This is a genomic window from Microbacterium sp. SSM24, assembly GCF_025989145.1.
Classification (GTDB): domain Bacteria; phylum Actinomycetota; class Actinomycetes; order Actinomycetales; family Microbacteriaceae; genus Microbacterium.
Window position 1 is genome coordinate 1,815,392 of sequence record NZ_JAPDNQ010000001.1, and the last position, 14,296, is coordinate 1,829,687.

Consider the following 14,296-nt stretch of genomic DNA (forward strand, 5'->3'; position numbering starts at 1 on the left):
AGCAAGGGAAAAGGAATCCAATGATCGAAATCGATGCATACACCGCCCGACTCTCGAGTGTGAAAGCGCGGCGACTCGTGGTGACGGTGGACGACGTCCTCGTGGAGGGCGGCGTCGCCGCTGCACAGCCGCTTCGTCGCGCCGTCGTGGCTGCGGTCATCCGCAACCCTTGGGCGGGAATGGGATACGTCGATGACCTCTGGGACGAGATGAATCGCGTCGGAAACCTCCTCAGCGAGATTCTGGCCGGGCGAATGCTGGAGGTGTTCGGTGGTCAGGATGCCATCCATGGGTTCGGCAAGGGCGCGATCGTCGGCCTCGACGGGGAGATCGAGCATGCATCCGGAATCCTCCACGGTCCGGCTTTCGGACCGAACTTCCGCCTCCTGGTCGGGGGAACCGCAGGAATCAGCGCCGCAGAGCGTCGTGGCTCGGCGGGCACTTCCCTCGCCATCCCCACGAATCACAAGACCGAGCGCGCGATCCGGAACTACTATCAGTCGGTCGATCTCGCAATCGCCGATGCCCCGCACGCGGACGAGATGGTGATCGCCTTCGCAGCTACGGGCGGTCCGCGAGTGCATGCGCGCGTCGGCGATCTCACTACCGATCACATTCGGGCGCGATCGACCGCAGGGGATGCGAAGGTGCCGGAGGGCGCGTGAGCAACTCGATCCGCGACGGCTTCGACAGGATGTGGGCGGAGCTCGAACCTATTGGACGCGACGCCCAGTCTCGGGGATATCGACGCTACGCCTGGAGCGACGCCGACATGGATTGTCGTGCGTGGTTTCAGGTGAACGCGCGACGCAGAGGGCTCGACGTCGAGACCGACGGAAACGGCAATCTGTGGGCTTGGTGGGGAGATCCTGACGCCGGCGATGCGCTCGCCGTCGGGTCGCATCTCGATTCGGTGCCCGACGGCGGTGGCTTTGACGGTCCGCTCGGCGTGGTTTCCGCGTTCAGCGCGATCGACGCGCTCCAGGCGAGCGGAGTTACGCCCGCTCGCCCGGTCGCGGTCGTCGCCTTCGCTGACGAAGAGGGGGCACGGTTCGGAGTCGCGTGCGCCGGATCTCGGCTGCTCACCGGACAGCTCTCCCGTGAACGTGCGTTGTCGCTCACCGATGTCCACGGCGTGTCGATGGAGCAGGCGATGCGGTCGGTCGGTCACGACCCTTCGCGGGTCGGCTCGGACCCTGCGCGCGTCGCTCGTCTCGGCGCCTTCATCGAGCTGCATGTGGAGCAGGGCCGGGTGCCGATCGCTGCCCCCGACGGATCAGTCGTGCACGGCCTGCACGGTTGCGGTGCTCCGATCGGGATCGGCACGTCGATTCAGCCGCACGGGCGCTGGCGATTCGACCTGTCCGGAAGGGCGGATCACGCGGGTACGACAGCGCTCGTCGATCGGGACGATCCGACGCTTCGGCTCGCTGACCTCGTGCTGGCCGCGCGCGAGTCGGCCGCTGCTGCGGGCGCCGTCGCGACTGTCGGCCGCATCGAGGTCGTGCCGAACGGCGTCAATGCGATCCCGTCGCTCGTGCGCGCGTGGCTCGACGTGCGAGCGGAAGATGATGAGCGCGTGCGCCAGGTGGTGTCCGACGCAGAAGCGGCCACTGGAACGTCTGCCCAGGAGGAGTCGTGGACGCCTGGAATCTCGTTCGAGAAGGACCTCACCGACAGGCTCTCCGCGGCGCTCGCACCTCGGTTCGGTGACCTACCGCTGCTGACGACGGCCGCCGGTCATGACGCCGGAATCCTCTCCAACGCCGGGGTGCCGACAGCGATGGTGTTCGTGCGCAATCAGACGGGTACCTCGCATTCGCCGCTCGAGTTCGTCGATCGTCGTGACCGCCATGCGGGCGTGTTCGCTCTGGCCGACGTCCTCAGCGAGCTCTGCTGACATCCGTCACTCGTAGCGGAGCGACTCCACCGGGTCGGCGCGGGCGGCCCGTGCCGCCGGCAGGGTTCCCGCGAGGAACGCGATCAGCATGACGACGATGATGATGCCGGCGATGGAGACCGGGTCGAACGCGATGAGCGTCAGTCCGGGGAGGTCCGCCAGCAGCGATGTCGAGAGCGCGGAGCTCAGCGCGCTGCCCGCGAGCATGGCGACGGCCACCCCGATCGCGCTGCCGAGGAAGCCGATGAAGGCGGCCTCGAGGCTGAACAGGCTGAACACGCGCCCGTTGCCCATCCCCATCGCCTTCATGAGCCCGATCTCGCGGGTGCGCTCCTGCACCGACATGTACAGCGTGTTCACGATACCGAAGCTGGCTGCGAGGAGGGCGATGATCGCGAACGCGTTGAGGACGAGCACGATCCCGTCGATCACGGTCTTGAAGAGTCCGAGCTGGTCGGCGACCGTCGATCCGGTGTAGCCGGCGTCGGCCAGACGGTCCTTCAGCGCCTGAACCTCCTCGGCCGTGGAAGCCGGGTCGAAGAAGACGCTCGCCTGCGCGTACCGTTCCACGTCGTCCGCGGGCAGGCCGATGCTCTGGGCGTCGAAGAGCTCGTCGCTGAGGGCCGCGTTCGGCACGATGGCGGCACCGCTCGGTGAGGCGAGGCCCTCTTCTGCGACGCCGACGATGGTCGCGTCGACGACGTGCTGGGTGCGCTCGGCGTCCGTGAGCGCGATCGACACGGTCTGTCCGATGGCGCTCTCGGGGTCGCCGAGGCCCATCGGCTCGACGAACGCGACCGGCAGCACGAGCTGCAGCTCGGTGGCGCTGTCGTCGGGTTCGGCTCCCGCCTCGAGCGGAATGGTCTGCCCCGCGATGAGGCTCCCGACGCCGATCACGTACTGGGTGCCGTCGCCGGCCTGGATGTAGTCCGGCCGGATCGAGCGTGTGGGCACGACGTCGGTGACGCCCTCGATCCCGGCGATCGTGTCGAGGTCTTCGGGGGTGAGGGCGACCACGGTCGTCCCGGGAGGGCCGGGCTGGCCGCTGGCGATGGCATCCGGGTTGTACTCGACGGGGTCGGTGGCATCGACCCCGGTCGCCCCGTCGGGGGTCGTCGTGACCGTCATCACGTCGGACGCGCCGATCGACGTGACGGTGTCGTCGATGAAGGCGTTGATCCCGGTGCCGAGCCCGCTCGTGAGAGTGAGGGTGAAGGCGCCGACGAAGATCGCGAGGATCGTCAGGATCGTGCGGGTCTTGGAGCGGAAGGTGTTCGCGATGGCGGAGCCGATCAGGTCGATGGTCCTCACGCGGGCACCGCCGCGGAGTCCTCGACCAGCAGGCCGTCGCGGATGAACAGGCGTCGATCGCACCGGCTCGCGAGGTCTTCGTCGTGCGTGACGACGATGAGCGTGATCCCGTTCTCGCGGTTCAGCCCGAACAGGATGTCTTCGACGATCGCGCCGGTGGCGGTGTCGAGGTTGCCCGTCGGCTCGTCGGCGAAGATGATCCGCGGATTGTTCACGAGGGCACGCGCGATGACCGTGCGCTGCTTCTGTCCTCCGGAGAGGTTGACCGCCTTGTTCTTGGCCTTGTCGTCGAGCTCGAGCTGCTCGAGCGCGGCGTGGCCGCGGCGGAGGCGCTCCGCGCGCCCCACGCCGGCGATCTTCAGCGGCAGGATCACGTTCTCGAGCACGGACGAGTTGCCCGTGAGGAAGAACTGCTGGAAGACGAACCCGAAGGTCTTGTTGCGGGTCCGGTTCAGCCGCCCGCCGCGCAGGGTGGAGGTGTCGACCCCTTCGAGTTCGACGGTGCCCGACGACGGGGCATCCAGGAGTGCCAGCACGTGCATGAGCGTGGATTTGCCCGAGCCGCTCTTGCCGACGATCGCGATGCTCTCGCCCTCGTGGATGTCGAAGCTCACGCCGCGGAGGGCGTCGAAGCGGTTCTGGCCACGGCCATAGGACTTGTGCACGTCCCTGACCGAGATGATCGGCATGTTCATGGCTCTCCTGATCGCTTCTCACCATCCTGCCCGAGTCGGAGACCCTCGAGATCACCGCACCGGACCGCCGCGGTCCACCAGGTGCGTGGGCTGCACGATCACGCCGGGATCGGTCGTGTCGCCGCCGATCCGCGCGAAGAGCCGCTCGGCCGCGGCGATGCCGAGCCGCGGCGTGTCGTAGTCGACGAGGCGCACGCGAAAGGGAAGGAGTCGCGACGCCTCGAAGTCGTCGAAGCCCGCGACGGGGATCTGACTGCCCGCGGCGACGAGGGCCTCGACCGCGCCGATCGTCGCCCGGTTGTTCGCGCAGAACACCGCCGTTGGCGGGTCAGGGGCAGCGAGTAGCGCCTCGAGGGCAGAGCGTGCGAGCTCGGGAGTGTGGAGATCGGTCGCGAGCAGGCGCGGATCGATCTCGTGACCGGCATCCGTCAGCGCCGCCTTCACACCCTCGAGCCGCTCGCTCATCGTGAAGATGGCCAGTGAGTCGAACAGCAGCGCGATGCGCCGATGCCCCTCTGCCACGAGCTCGCGCACGGCCCGCTCGGCGCCGCCCCTGTTGTCGATGAGCACGGCGTCGCCGGTGGCGCCGACGGCGGGACGGTCGAGGAACACGACGGGCGTCCCCATCCGGATCTCGTGCTGCAGGTAGCCCTGGTCATGGCCCGACGGAACCAGGATGAGGCCGCTCACCCGGCGCTGGCACAGGTCCAGCGCGAGCGCCCGCTCGGCGGCCGGATCCTCGTCCGTGCTCGCCATGATCACCTGGTATCCCTGCCGCACGGCCACCGCCGAGACCGCGGCGGCGAGAGAGGTGTAGAACGAGTTCGCGAGATCCGCGGTGACGAGGCCGATGGTGTCCGACGCGCCCGACCGCAGATTGGCGGCCATGACGTTGCGGCGGAAGCCGAGCTTCTCGATGGATGCCGTCACCTTCTCGACGAGCACGGCATCGACCGTCGCGACGCCGTTGATCACGCGGGAGACGGTCTTCAGGCTCACGCCGGCGTCCGCGGCCACGTCGATCATCGTCGGTCGGTCGCGCTTCGGCACGTGCTCACCTCACCCTCGCGGGTCCGGCGGACGGCAGATCAGGACGGTGCCCTCCCCGTCGAACCGCACTCGGCCGGACGCGTGGGCGACGGCTGCGGTCTCGCCGCGGCGCAGGGGCACCGCCGGGCCGGTCTCGGGCGTCACGACGACCGCGCCCTCCTCCACCACGACGATCGCGAAGCCCGGCTCCAGCGAGACGCCCGCGGGGTCGGTCCACCGGGCCAGACGGAAGAACGGATGCGACGCCACGGGCAGCACGCTGGAGCCCTGACCGGCCGGCATGACGAGCGCGTCGAGCTCCGCCGGTGTCGTGGCCAGCGTGCGGACCGCGTCGAGCGCTCGCTCGAAGCCGATCCCGAGGTGGCCGTCCGCCTCGCCGTCCAGCTCGAACCCCGACCACTCGAGCAGGATGGACAGGTCTTCCGGCTGCTGGAGTTCGAGCAGGAACACGCCCTCCCCGATGGCGTGCAGCTCTCCCTGAGGCACGAAGACGACGTCGCCGGGCGCCACCGAACGCGTGTGCAGCAGGTCGAGGAGCGCCCGGGTGTCCTGCTCGCGCACGAGCTGCGCGAGGCTCTCCCGCGAGACCGACTGCGCGAGCCCGAGATGCACGTCGCCGCCCTCGAGGATGTACCAGGCCTCGGCCTTGCCGACCGGGCGATGAAGTACGGCGCGGCTGAAGGCGTCGTCGGGGTGCGCGTGCACCGGAAGACGCTGGCCGGCGTCGAGGAGCTTCACGAGCAGCATCGTCGCGCTTCCGAACGCAGCGACGTGCGCGGCCCCGAGCCACGAGAGCGGGTCGGACTCCACGGCATCCGACAGCAGGCGCCCGTCGGGCAGCACCGAGAGCCCGAGGCGATCCTGGCCCGCGAGCGCAGTCGCCGACCCGATCCAGTCCTCCGGCCGCCGGTCGGGACCGACGGGCGACCCGCGGAAGGCGTCGATGCGCGCGCCGCCGCGGTAGAACCGATCGGCGGGCTGGTTCGCACCCAGGACCACGATCGTCACGGGGTCGCACCCCCGTCGTCGGCATTGAAGGCGATGGCGTCGGCGGCGGATCGCGCCGCGGACTCCAGCGCCTGAGCGGGTGTGCGCCTGCCGACCACGGCGGCGAGAAGGCCGGCTGTCGCGGCATCGCCGGCGCCGTTGGTCGAGATGATGCGGGTCGGCGGCGCCGCCGGAGTCGAGATGCCCGCGCCCGCCCAGCCGCGCAGGCGGGCCACGGCGCCGCCCGCCCGACCCAGACGTTCCTCGTCCGCCACGGCCAGGTTCAGGCCGTCCGCGCCGGCCGAGACCATCGCGACCGCGGCGCCCCGCCGCACGAGATCGCGGGCGAGCTCGTCGGCACGCGCGTCGATCCAGCCGGGGTCGACCATCGAGGCGAGGGAGCGCAGATCGTCGACGCTCGGCGACACGATGCTCGTGAGCGGGAGCACCTCGTCGAGGAGGGCGCCCCAGTCGGTCCCATCCCGGCTCGCTGCATCGACCACGGCGAGGTCGAGGGATGTCGCCGTCCCGGCGTCGGCGGCTCGGCGGAAGAGCCCGCGCAGCGCCGCACCGTCGGCCGCGCGCATGCTCGCGAGGAGTGAGGGATACCCGAGGTGGAGGATGTCGGTGCCGTCGACGACGATGTCGTCTCCGATGAAGAGGTCGTTGGCGCCCGCGTGATGCCAGAAGGACCGGTCGACGCCGGGCGACTCGATCACGATGCTGTACGACGTCGAGGCGTCTCCGCGCGAGACGAGTCCGTCGGCGGCGAACCCCTCCGACCGTGCGAGATCGCGTACCAGGGAAGCGAGCGCGTCGGTGCCGACATCCGCCCGCAGCGTCGTCTGGAGCCCCGCCCTCATGAGCGCCCGGCCCGTGTTCGCGACGCACCCGCCGAGTCGCGCCCGCAGCGGTCCGACGTCGTGCAGCCGGCCCGGCTCCGCGACGAATGCCCCCCTGAGCGACGGCGTGAGGTCGACGCAGAGGTGGCCGGCGACCGTGATGCTCATGCGCGGAAGGCCCTTCGATGGACAACGTTGTCAGCGACGATAGCGCCGCGAGCGCGCCAGCGCGAGGACCATAGACAACGTTGTCTCGCCCTCTTAGGATCGCCCTGGGTCCACCACCCGGAAAGCGATGCGACATGTCCCTCTACCGGCTCAACCGGCTCTTCGACGCGGGCTCGGAACGCGCCCTCGATGTCGCGGTCGACCACGGCTTCTTCGGGGAGCCGTCGTTCCTCACGGGCATCGAGAACATGCAGTCCGTCGTCGACACGCTCGTCGAGGCGGGCCCCGACGCCATCCAGCTCACGCTCGGTCAGGCGCGCCTCCTGCAGTCGAAGCCGGGGAAGTCCAAGCCCGCCCTGGTCCTGCGGACGGACGTCGCGAACGTCTACGGTCGGCCGCTCGACCCGCACATCTTCAGCCACCACGTTCCGCATGCCATCGAGGAGGCCGTGCGCCTCGACGCGGCCGCCGTGTGCGTCAACCTCATGCAGCTGCCGGGGCGCCCCGAGATCCGCGAGGCGTGCATCGTCTCGATCATGGCGCTGCGCCGCGAGGCGACGCGGTACGGGATGCCGCTGATGATCGAGCCCCTCGTGATGAGGGGAGCGGATGCCGAGGGCTACTCCGTCGACGGTGACACGTCGAAGATCATGACCCTCGTCCGGCAGGCGCGGGAGCTCGGCGCCGACCTGATCAAGGCCGACCCGACCGACGACATCGAGGATTATCACCGCGTGATCGAGGTGGCCGGCGACACCCCCGTGCTCGTCCGGGGCGGCGGCCGCGTCGACGATCGCGTCCTGCTCGAAAGGACCGCCGCCGTCCTCGCCCAGGGCGCGCGCGGCATCGTCTACGGGCGCAACGTCATCCAGCATCCGGACCCCGCCGGAATCACGCGCGCGCTCATGGATGTGCTGCACCGCGGAGCGACCCCCGCCGAGGCCCTCGATCGGCTGCAGGGAGACCGCGCATGACGTCTCCCGAGACGGTGAACGTCGCGATCATCGGCGGCGGCCTCATGGGGCGCGAGATCGCCGCGGCCCTCCAGCGGTGGCCGGCTCTCATCGATCATCCGGTGCGTCCGCGGCTCACCGCGGTGTGCGATCTCAACCCGGAAGCCCTGGAGTGGTTCCGCCGGATCGACAGCGTGACGACCCTGGTCACGGACTATCACGACCTCCTCGCGGACCCGTCGATCGACGTCGTCTACATCGCCGTGCGGCACGATCTGCACGAGCAGCTCTACATCGACACCGTCGCGGCGGGCAAGGATCTGCTCGCCGAGAAGCCGTTCGGCATCGACTCGGCGGCGGCCACCCGGGTGATCGAGGCCATCGACGCGGCATCCGCCTTCGTCCGCGTCTCGAGCGAGATGCCGTTCTTCCCCGGCGCGCAGTGGGCGATCGACTACGTGCGCTCGGGGGCGGCGGGCCGGCTCATCTCGGTGCGCTCCGGGTTCCTGCACTCGAGCGACCTCGACGTCCGCAAGCCGATCAACTGGAAGCGCCAGGCGCAGTTCTGCGGGGCGTCGGGTGTCATGAACGACCTCGGCATGCACGCCTGGCACGTGCCGCTCCGCCTGGGGTGGCATCCGTCGCGACTGTCCGCGCAGCTCCAGGACCTCGTGCCCGCCCGTCCCGGCCCCGACGGCGAGCCGGTCGTGTGCGACACGTGGGAGAACGCGGCGATCCACGCGGATGTCGATTCCCCCGCCGGCGCATTCCTCCTCGACGTGCGCACCGACCGGGTCGCCCCGGGGAACAAGAACACCTGGTACCTCGAGGTCGTCGGCATGGACGGCGGTGTGCGGTTCTCCACCGCGCAGCCGGCACGTGTGGAGGTCTTCGCGACGGTCGACGTGCCGGGGATCGGTCGCGAGCAGTCGTGGCAGATCATCGAGACCGGGAGCCAGTCGGTGTGGCCCACCGTCACCGGCGGGATCTTCGAGACCGGATTCTCGGACGCGATCCTCCAGATGTGGGCGGCTTTCCTCGCCGAGCGCGCCGGAGCGCTCGGAACCCGCTTCGGCTGTGCGACGCCGGACGAGGCGCTCGCCGGCCACCGCATGGCGGAGGCGGCGGCGCTGTCGCACGAGTCCGGCCGGCGGGTGACGGTCGCGCCCGCCTGAGGCGACGGCCGAGGTGCTCGCGCCTACGCGTGCTCGGCCAGGGCGCGGCCCAGCCAGTACTGCGCGCGCTCGATGAGTGCCTGCGCGACAGGGGTGTCCTTCCCCCAGTTCTCGAAGCCGTGGACGGCACCCGTGACGATGTCGGTGGCGACCGGGACGCCGGCACGGTGGAGCGCGTCGGCGTAGGCGGCATCCTCCTCGGCGAACAGCTCGATGTCGGTCCACGTGAGGAAGGCGGGCGGAAGACCGGTGAGCTCGGTGCGGCGCCCGGGCGACGCGTATGCGGGCACGCTCTCCGCGCCCGGCTCTCCGCCGAGGTAGCCGGACCAGCCCTCGCGATTGGCCGCGTTGTTCCACACGAAGTGGTCGAGGGCGTCGAGCTCGCGCCGCGCGGCGACGCGGTCGTCGAGCATCGGTGCGAAGAGCCACTGCGCGCGCGGCTGCGCGCCCCCGTCGTCGTGAATCCGCTGCACCAGTCCGGCGGCGAGCCCGCCCCCGGCGCTCTCGCCCCCGATCGCGATCCGGTCCGCATCGACGCCGAGGCGGGCGGCGTGATCGACGAACCAGGTCCACGCCTGCCGGACGTCGTCGTGGGCGGCGGGGAACGGATGCTCCGGCGCGACGCGGTAGTTCGCCGAGACGATGACCATCCCGAGGCGCTCGGCCGTCGACAGGCAGAGCGACTCGTCCTGCTTGGCGTCGCCGAACAGCAGGCCGCCGCCGTGGATCCACAGCATCCCGGCGCCGCTGCGCGCACCTCGGGGAGTGTAGACGCGCAGGCGGACCGAGCCCGCACGTGCCTTCGTCACAGCGACGGCATCCGACTTCGGCACGGGCATCACCCGTACGGCCGCCCGCACGAGCCACCGCGGGGCGGAGGCCTGAGTGCGCTTCATCGGCTCGCGCAGCTCGGGAAGAACCTGTTCGACGTCCATCGCACCTCCTCGTGCGGATACACCCTAGCGGCATCCGGACTTGCATGTCCGGTTTGGACGGCGGCGCCCGGCGGCGTCGCGTTCGGCGGCTTGTCGAACTGCGGACGAGCTCTGGTGCCGACGAGCTCGAGGCCGACGATCTCTGCGCCACGATCTCGGCGTCACGATCTCTGCGCCACGATCTGCGCCAACGATCCGTGCGCCGACCTCTCTATGCCGCCGACCTCCACACCGCCGACCTCCACACCGCCGACCTCCACACCGCCGACCTCCACACCGTCGATCTCCGTCGCGACGGCCTTCACGCTAGAACGGGGCGTCGGATGCGCCGGGCGGTCCCGACGGTCGGAAGACCGGGACGGGTCGCTCGGGTTTCACGAGGTACCGGCGTCCGGCGGGCGAGGTCCACAGCAGCGCACCGGCCTGTTCGGGGAGGTGCTCAACCGACCACCCGCCGTGGTGCTTGACGGTGTGGTGCCCGGTGCACAGGGGCGCATGGTTGTCGAGGCTGGTGTGGCCTCCGTGTTCCCACGCGACGTTATGGTCGATCTCGCACCGCGAAGCGGGAATCCCGCAACCGGGGGCCATACAGCGGTCGGCCCGCCATCTGATGAGTTTGCGCAGGGCGGGCGGCGGCCGATACTGGGTCCGGCTCACCGACAGCACCATCCCGGTCTCGGGGTGGGTGAGGACCCGCATCCATCCGGCGTCCCCGCCGCACAGCTCCCGCGCCCGGTCCAGCGGAATCGGGCCGATGCCCTCCACGGTGGCCGGCGCGAGACCCTGCGCATGGCGGTGCTCGTCATCGTCCGCCAGTAACGCCAGCACGGGCACGGTGACCGCGACCGTCGCACGGATCCCTCGTGCCTCGGCCGGGTGCGCATCCGTACGTCCGTCGATCAGCAGGTCGGCGAGGACGTCTGCGCGGGTCTGATCCAGCGTGCGAGTCTCGTCGGGCACGGCGTTGATCGTCTTCGCCATCCTGGTGACCCGGTCGTGGATCGCGTGCGCTTCGACGGCGGGCAGGTAGGCGTGTAGCCAGGCCATGCCTTCTGCGGCCGGCTCGACCACGACCCGTCGCTGGGAGAGTTCGCGCTCATGACGCTCGGTCAGTGAGGCCGACTCCTCGCGTTCGATGAGCCGGCGCAGCTGTCGCCGGAACGACCCGACCGGCAGCTCCTCTGCGAGAGCGACAGCCCGCTCTGAGAGTCGCCCGCGCACCTCGGGTGACGCGGCATCCAACAGGTCCACCAGAGTCCGCGCGTGACGCTCCGTCATTCCCGCCCGACCGAGCGACGCGAGTGCGCCCGGATACCGCGAGACCATCGCCTCCGCCTGCGCGAGCAGAATGCCGGCCGCGGCCTCGGTGATGCGCAGCGCCGCCGCGAGCTCTAGCCGCACGGACCGCTCGACGATCTCTGCCGCGCCGCCGCCATATCGGCCGCCATCGGCGAGAGCCCGTCGACGGAGCGCATCGATCCGCACCAACTGCTCGGCGGCGAATACCGACAGCATGACGGCGACCTCTGTCACCAGCTCCACGTCGTCGGGAACCGGTGGCGCCCACCCCGGCGCAGGGTCGTCGGGAAGCAGCCCCGGGTCATCTGCGAGGAATGTCATGCTCCCGACGTTAGAACATACGTACGACATTCATTCTTCCCGGCCTTCGCCGCCGCCCGCGCGCAGGCAATACCCTGGCGTCATGGCGAGGAAGCCCCCGACAACCGACATCGACGAGTCGCGCGTGCACGTGTCGCGGCCCAAGAAGGTCGCCGTCGGAGTGCCCGCCGTGCTGCATGCCCTGCAGATCGCCAACGAGCAGATGGGCGTCACGCGATCCGTGCAGACGCTGATGCGGGTGAATCAGAAGGACGGCTTCGACTGCCCCGGCTGCGCGTGGCCGGAGGAGGAAAGGCGCCATCTGGCGGAGTTCTGCGAGAACGGTGCGAAGGCGGTCGCCGAGGAGGCGACCGTTCGCCGCGTCGGTCCGGAGTTCTTCGCGGCCCATTCGCTGGCGGACCTGCGCACTCACGACGACTGGTGGCTCGGGCAACAGGGGCGGCTCACGCATCCGATGGTGCTCGACGAGGGCGCGACGCACTATCGCCCCATCTCGTGGGACGAGGCGCTGAGACTGGTCGCCGACGAGATCCGTGTGCTCGACGATCCCGACCAGGCGGTGTTCTACACCTCCGGACGCACCTCCAACGAGGCCGCCTTCCTCTACCAGCTGCTGGTGCGCGGGGTCGGCACCAACAATCTGCCGGACTGCTCGAACATGTGCCACGAGTCGTCGGGCTCCGCGCTGACCGAGACGATCGGCATCGGCAAGGGCACGGTGTCGATCGAGGACATCCACGATGCCGACCTGCTGATCGTGGCAGGGCAGAACCCGGGCACGAACCACCCGCGCATGCTGTCGGCGCTCGAGAAGGCGAAGCAGCGCGGCGCGCGGGTCATCGCCGTGAACCCCCTTCCCGAGGCGGGGCTGATGCGATTCGAGAACCCGCAGACGGTGCGCGGGGTCGCATTCGGCGGCACGAAGATCGCAGACCGGTTCGTGCAGATCCGTCTCGGCGGCGACCAGGCGCTGTTCCAGGCGATCGGCAAGCATCTGCTCGAGGCCGACCCTTCGACGGGCTCAGGGACCGGGGATGCGGTGCTCGACCACGAGTTCATCGCCGCGCACACCAGTGGCTTCGCGGCGTACGCGCAGGCGATGGCGGATGTCTCGTGGCGCGACCTCGTGACGGCGAGCGGCCTTCCCGAGAAGACGCTCCGCGCGATCGGCGACGAGGTGCGCACCTCCCGATCGACGATCGTGTGCTGGGCGATGGGGCTGACGCAGCACAAGCACTCCGTCGCGACGCTTCGCGACGTGGTCGACGTGCTCCTGCTGCAGGGCAACATCGGTCGGCGGGGCGCGGGCGTCTGCCCGGTGCGCGGACACTCCAACGTGCAGGGCGACCGCACGGTCGGCATCTACGAGAAGCCGGCCGAGGAGTTCCTCGCGGCGCTCGACCGGGAGTTCTCGTTCCGCGCCCCGCGCGCACACGGGTTCGACACGGTCGAGGCGATCCGCGCCATGCGCGACGGCCGCGTGCGATTCTTCCTCGGCATGGGCGGCAACTTCGTGTCGGCCACGCCCGACACCGCCGTCGTCGGGGCCGGCATGGCGCGCGTGGGACTCACCGTGCACGTGTCGACGAAGCTCAACCGCTCGCACGTCGTGACCGGTCGGCGAGCGCTGATCCTGCCGACGCTCGGCCGCACCGATCGCGACCGCCGCGGCGGCGCCGAGCAGCGCGTCACCGTCGAGGACTCGATGGGCGCCGTCCATGCCTCGCGCGGCCGGCTCGCCCCGCCGTCGGAGGAGCTGCTCAGCGAGGTCGCCATCGTCGCGCGGCTGTGTGCGCTCGTGTTCACAGATCCGGATGCCGCGCCCACGGCGTCACGAGCGGAGGAGATGTCACGAGCGGAGGATGAATCCGCGGCATCCGGTCCTCCTTTCGTCACATCTCCTCCTTTCGTCACCGACGGAGCGGGCACCGGCGGAGCCGGCACCGCGGCGGGCGATGCCGGGCTGCCGGAGCACGGGGCGATCGAGGCCGAGCTGCCCGAACTCGCGGGGGTGCGGCATCCGCTCAACGTCCCGCAGGCCGACTGGGCGGCGCTCGAGGGGGACTACGCGCTCATCCGGGCGCACATCGAACGCACCATCCCCGGCTTCGAGGACTTCGAGACCCGCATCGAGAAGGGCCGCACGTTCTTCCTCCCCAACGGCCCCCGCGATGCGCGCCGGTTCGCGACCGTCGACGGCAAGGCCCGGTTCACCGTCAACGCGCTGGAGTACCCGCACATCCCGCGCGGCCGTCTCCTGCTGCAGACGCTGCGCTCGCACGACCAGTACAACACCACGATCTACGGCAAGGACGACCGGTATCGCGGCATCCGCGACGGCCGACGCGTCGTGCTGGTGAACCGGTCCGACATCCAGCGCCTCGGGTTCGCGGAGGACGAGGTCGTCGACCTCGTCTCGGAATGGACCGGCCCCGACGGAGACCGCGAGGAGCGCCGCGCCGAGGAGTTCCGCCTCGTCGCGTATGACACGCCGAAGGGCAACGCCGCGGCGTACTATCCGGAGACCAACGTGCTCGTGCCGCTCGATTCGGTCGCCGACGTGTCGGGCACGCCCACCTCCAAGGCGGTCATCGTCCGGCTCGAGCGACGGGGCTGAGGGCGCTCGATCCCACCCTCGGCGATCGGCACCGCGGTACCGC

The 14,296-nt window shown here is 70.2% G+C and carries 12 protein-coding genes; 5 read left to right on the forward strand and 7 right to left on the reverse strand.

The window, feature by feature from the left end:
• Positions 1-20: 20 nt before the first annotated feature.
• Both OL358_RS08355 and OL358_RS08360 read left to right on the forward strand, forming a co-directional pair.
• The gene (locus OL358_RS08355) at positions 21-665 is read left to right on the forward strand and encodes an amino acid synthesis family protein (RefSeq protein WP_264709513.1); all 645 of its coding nucleotides are present in this window, start codon (positions 21-23) and stop codon (positions 663-665) included.
• The gene (locus OL358_RS08360; protein WP_264709515.1) at positions 662-1,900 is read left to right on the forward strand and encodes an allantoate amidohydrolase; all 1,239 of its coding nucleotides are present in this window, start codon (positions 662-664) and stop codon (positions 1,898-1,900) included. The genes OL358_RS08355 and OL358_RS08360 overlap by 4 nt, the downstream gene beginning before the upstream one ends.
• A 6-nt stretch (positions 1,901-1,906) precedes the next feature.
• On the opposite strand, the gene OL358_RS08365 is transcribed toward OL358_RS08360, so the two are convergent.
• From OL358_RS08365 to OL358_RS08385, 5 genes are read right to left on the reverse strand one after another with little or no spacing between them, the layout of a single operon-like run.
• Positions 1,907-3,211, reverse strand: a complete 1,305-nt coding sequence (locus OL358_RS08365; RefSeq protein ID WP_264709517.1) for an ABC transporter permease — start codon at positions 3,209-3,211, stop codon at positions 1,907-1,909.
• Entirely contained in the window at positions 3,208-3,906 is a 699-nt protein-coding gene (locus OL358_RS08370; protein ID WP_264709518.1) for an ABC transporter ATP-binding protein, read from the reverse strand. The genes OL358_RS08365 and OL358_RS08370 overlap by 4 nt, the downstream gene beginning before the upstream one ends.
• Before the next feature lie 51 nt (positions 3,907-3,957).
• A complete protein-coding gene (locus OL358_RS08375; RefSeq protein ID WP_264709519.1) occupies positions 3,958-4,956 on the reverse strand; it encodes a LacI family DNA-binding transcriptional regulator in 999 nt (332 codons plus the stop codon).
• Positions 4,957-4,965: 9 nt separating this feature from the next.
• A complete protein-coding gene (locus OL358_RS08380) occupies positions 4,966-5,964 on the reverse strand; it encodes a class I mannose-6-phosphate isomerase (RefSeq protein ID WP_264709520.1) in 999 nt (332 codons plus the stop codon).
• Positions 5,961-6,953, reverse strand: coding sequence for a carbohydrate kinase family protein (locus OL358_RS08385; RefSeq protein ID WP_264709521.1), 993 nt, complete (start codon positions 6,951-6,953; stop codon positions 5,961-5,963). Before OL358_RS08385 ends, OL358_RS08380 begins: the two co-directional genes overlap by 4 nt.
• Before the next feature lie 134 nt (positions 6,954-7,087).
• Between OL358_RS08385 and OL358_RS08390 the strand changes: the two genes are divergently transcribed.
• Positions 7,088-7,927 (forward strand): class I fructose-bisphosphate aldolase, encoded by an 840-nt coding sequence (locus OL358_RS08390; RefSeq protein WP_264709522.1) that lies wholly within the window; start codon positions 7,088-7,090, stop codon positions 7,925-7,927.
• Entirely contained in the window at positions 7,924-9,081 is a 1,158-nt protein-coding gene (locus OL358_RS08395; RefSeq protein WP_264709523.1) for a Gfo/Idh/MocA family protein, read from the forward strand. The genes OL358_RS08390 and OL358_RS08395 overlap by 4 nt, the downstream gene beginning before the upstream one ends.
• A 23-nt stretch (positions 9,082-9,104) precedes the next feature.
• Here the strand turns inward: OL358_RS08395 and OL358_RS08400 are convergent, their stop codons facing one another.
• The gene (locus OL358_RS08400; protein WP_264709524.1) at positions 9,105-10,016 is read right to left on the reverse strand and encodes an alpha/beta hydrolase; all 912 of its coding nucleotides are present in this window, start codon (positions 10,014-10,016) and stop codon (positions 9,105-9,107) included.
• 306 nt (positions 10,017-10,322) lie between these two features.
• A complete protein-coding gene (locus OL358_RS08405; protein WP_264709525.1) occupies positions 10,323-11,636 on the reverse strand; it encodes an HNH endonuclease in 1,314 nt (437 codons plus the stop codon).
• Between the two features lie 82 nt (positions 11,637-11,718).
• On the opposite strand from OL358_RS08405, the gene OL358_RS08410 reads away from it, so the two are divergent.
• Positions 11,719-14,253 carry an FdhF/YdeP family oxidoreductase gene (locus OL358_RS08410; protein WP_264709526.1) on the forward strand — a complete coding sequence of 845 codons (2,535 nt, stop codon included), beginning with the start codon at positions 11,719-11,721 and terminating at the stop codon, positions 14,251-14,253.
• Positions 14,254-14,296 lie beyond the last annotated feature (43 nt).

What these genes read in the sequence shown, in the direction of transcription:
- OL358_RS08355 (WP_264709513.1), top strand. Translation starts at nt 21, where the DNA reads ATGATCGAAATCGATGCATACACCGCCCGACTCTCGAGTGTGAAAGCG.
- OL358_RS08400 (WP_264709524.1), bottom strand. Translation starts at nt 10,016, where the DNA reads ATGGACGTCGAACAGGTTCTTCCCGAGCTGCGCGAGCCGATGAAGCGC.
- OL358_RS08385 (WP_264709521.1), bottom strand. Translation starts at nt 6,953, where the DNA reads ATGAGCATCACGGTCGCCGGCCACCTCTGCGTCGACCTCACGCCGTCG.
- OL358_RS08390 (WP_264709522.1), top strand. Translation starts at nt 7,088, where the DNA reads ATGTCCCTCTACCGGCTCAACCGGCTCTTCGACGCGGGCTCGGAACGC.
- OL358_RS08410 (WP_264709526.1), top strand. Translation starts at nt 11,719, where the DNA reads ATGGCGAGGAAGCCCCCGACAACCGACATCGACGAGTCGCGCGTGCAC.
- OL358_RS08370 (WP_264709518.1), bottom strand. Translation starts at nt 3,906, where the DNA reads ATGAACATGCCGATCATCTCGGTCAGGGACGTGCACAAGTCCTATGGC.
- OL358_RS08405 (WP_264709525.1), bottom strand. Translation starts at nt 11,636, where the DNA reads ATGACATTCCTCGCAGATGACCCGGGGCTGCTTCCCGACGACCCTGCG.
- OL358_RS08395 (WP_264709523.1), top strand. Translation starts at nt 7,924, where the DNA reads ATGACGTCTCCCGAGACGGTGAACGTCGCGATCATCGGCGGCGGCCTC.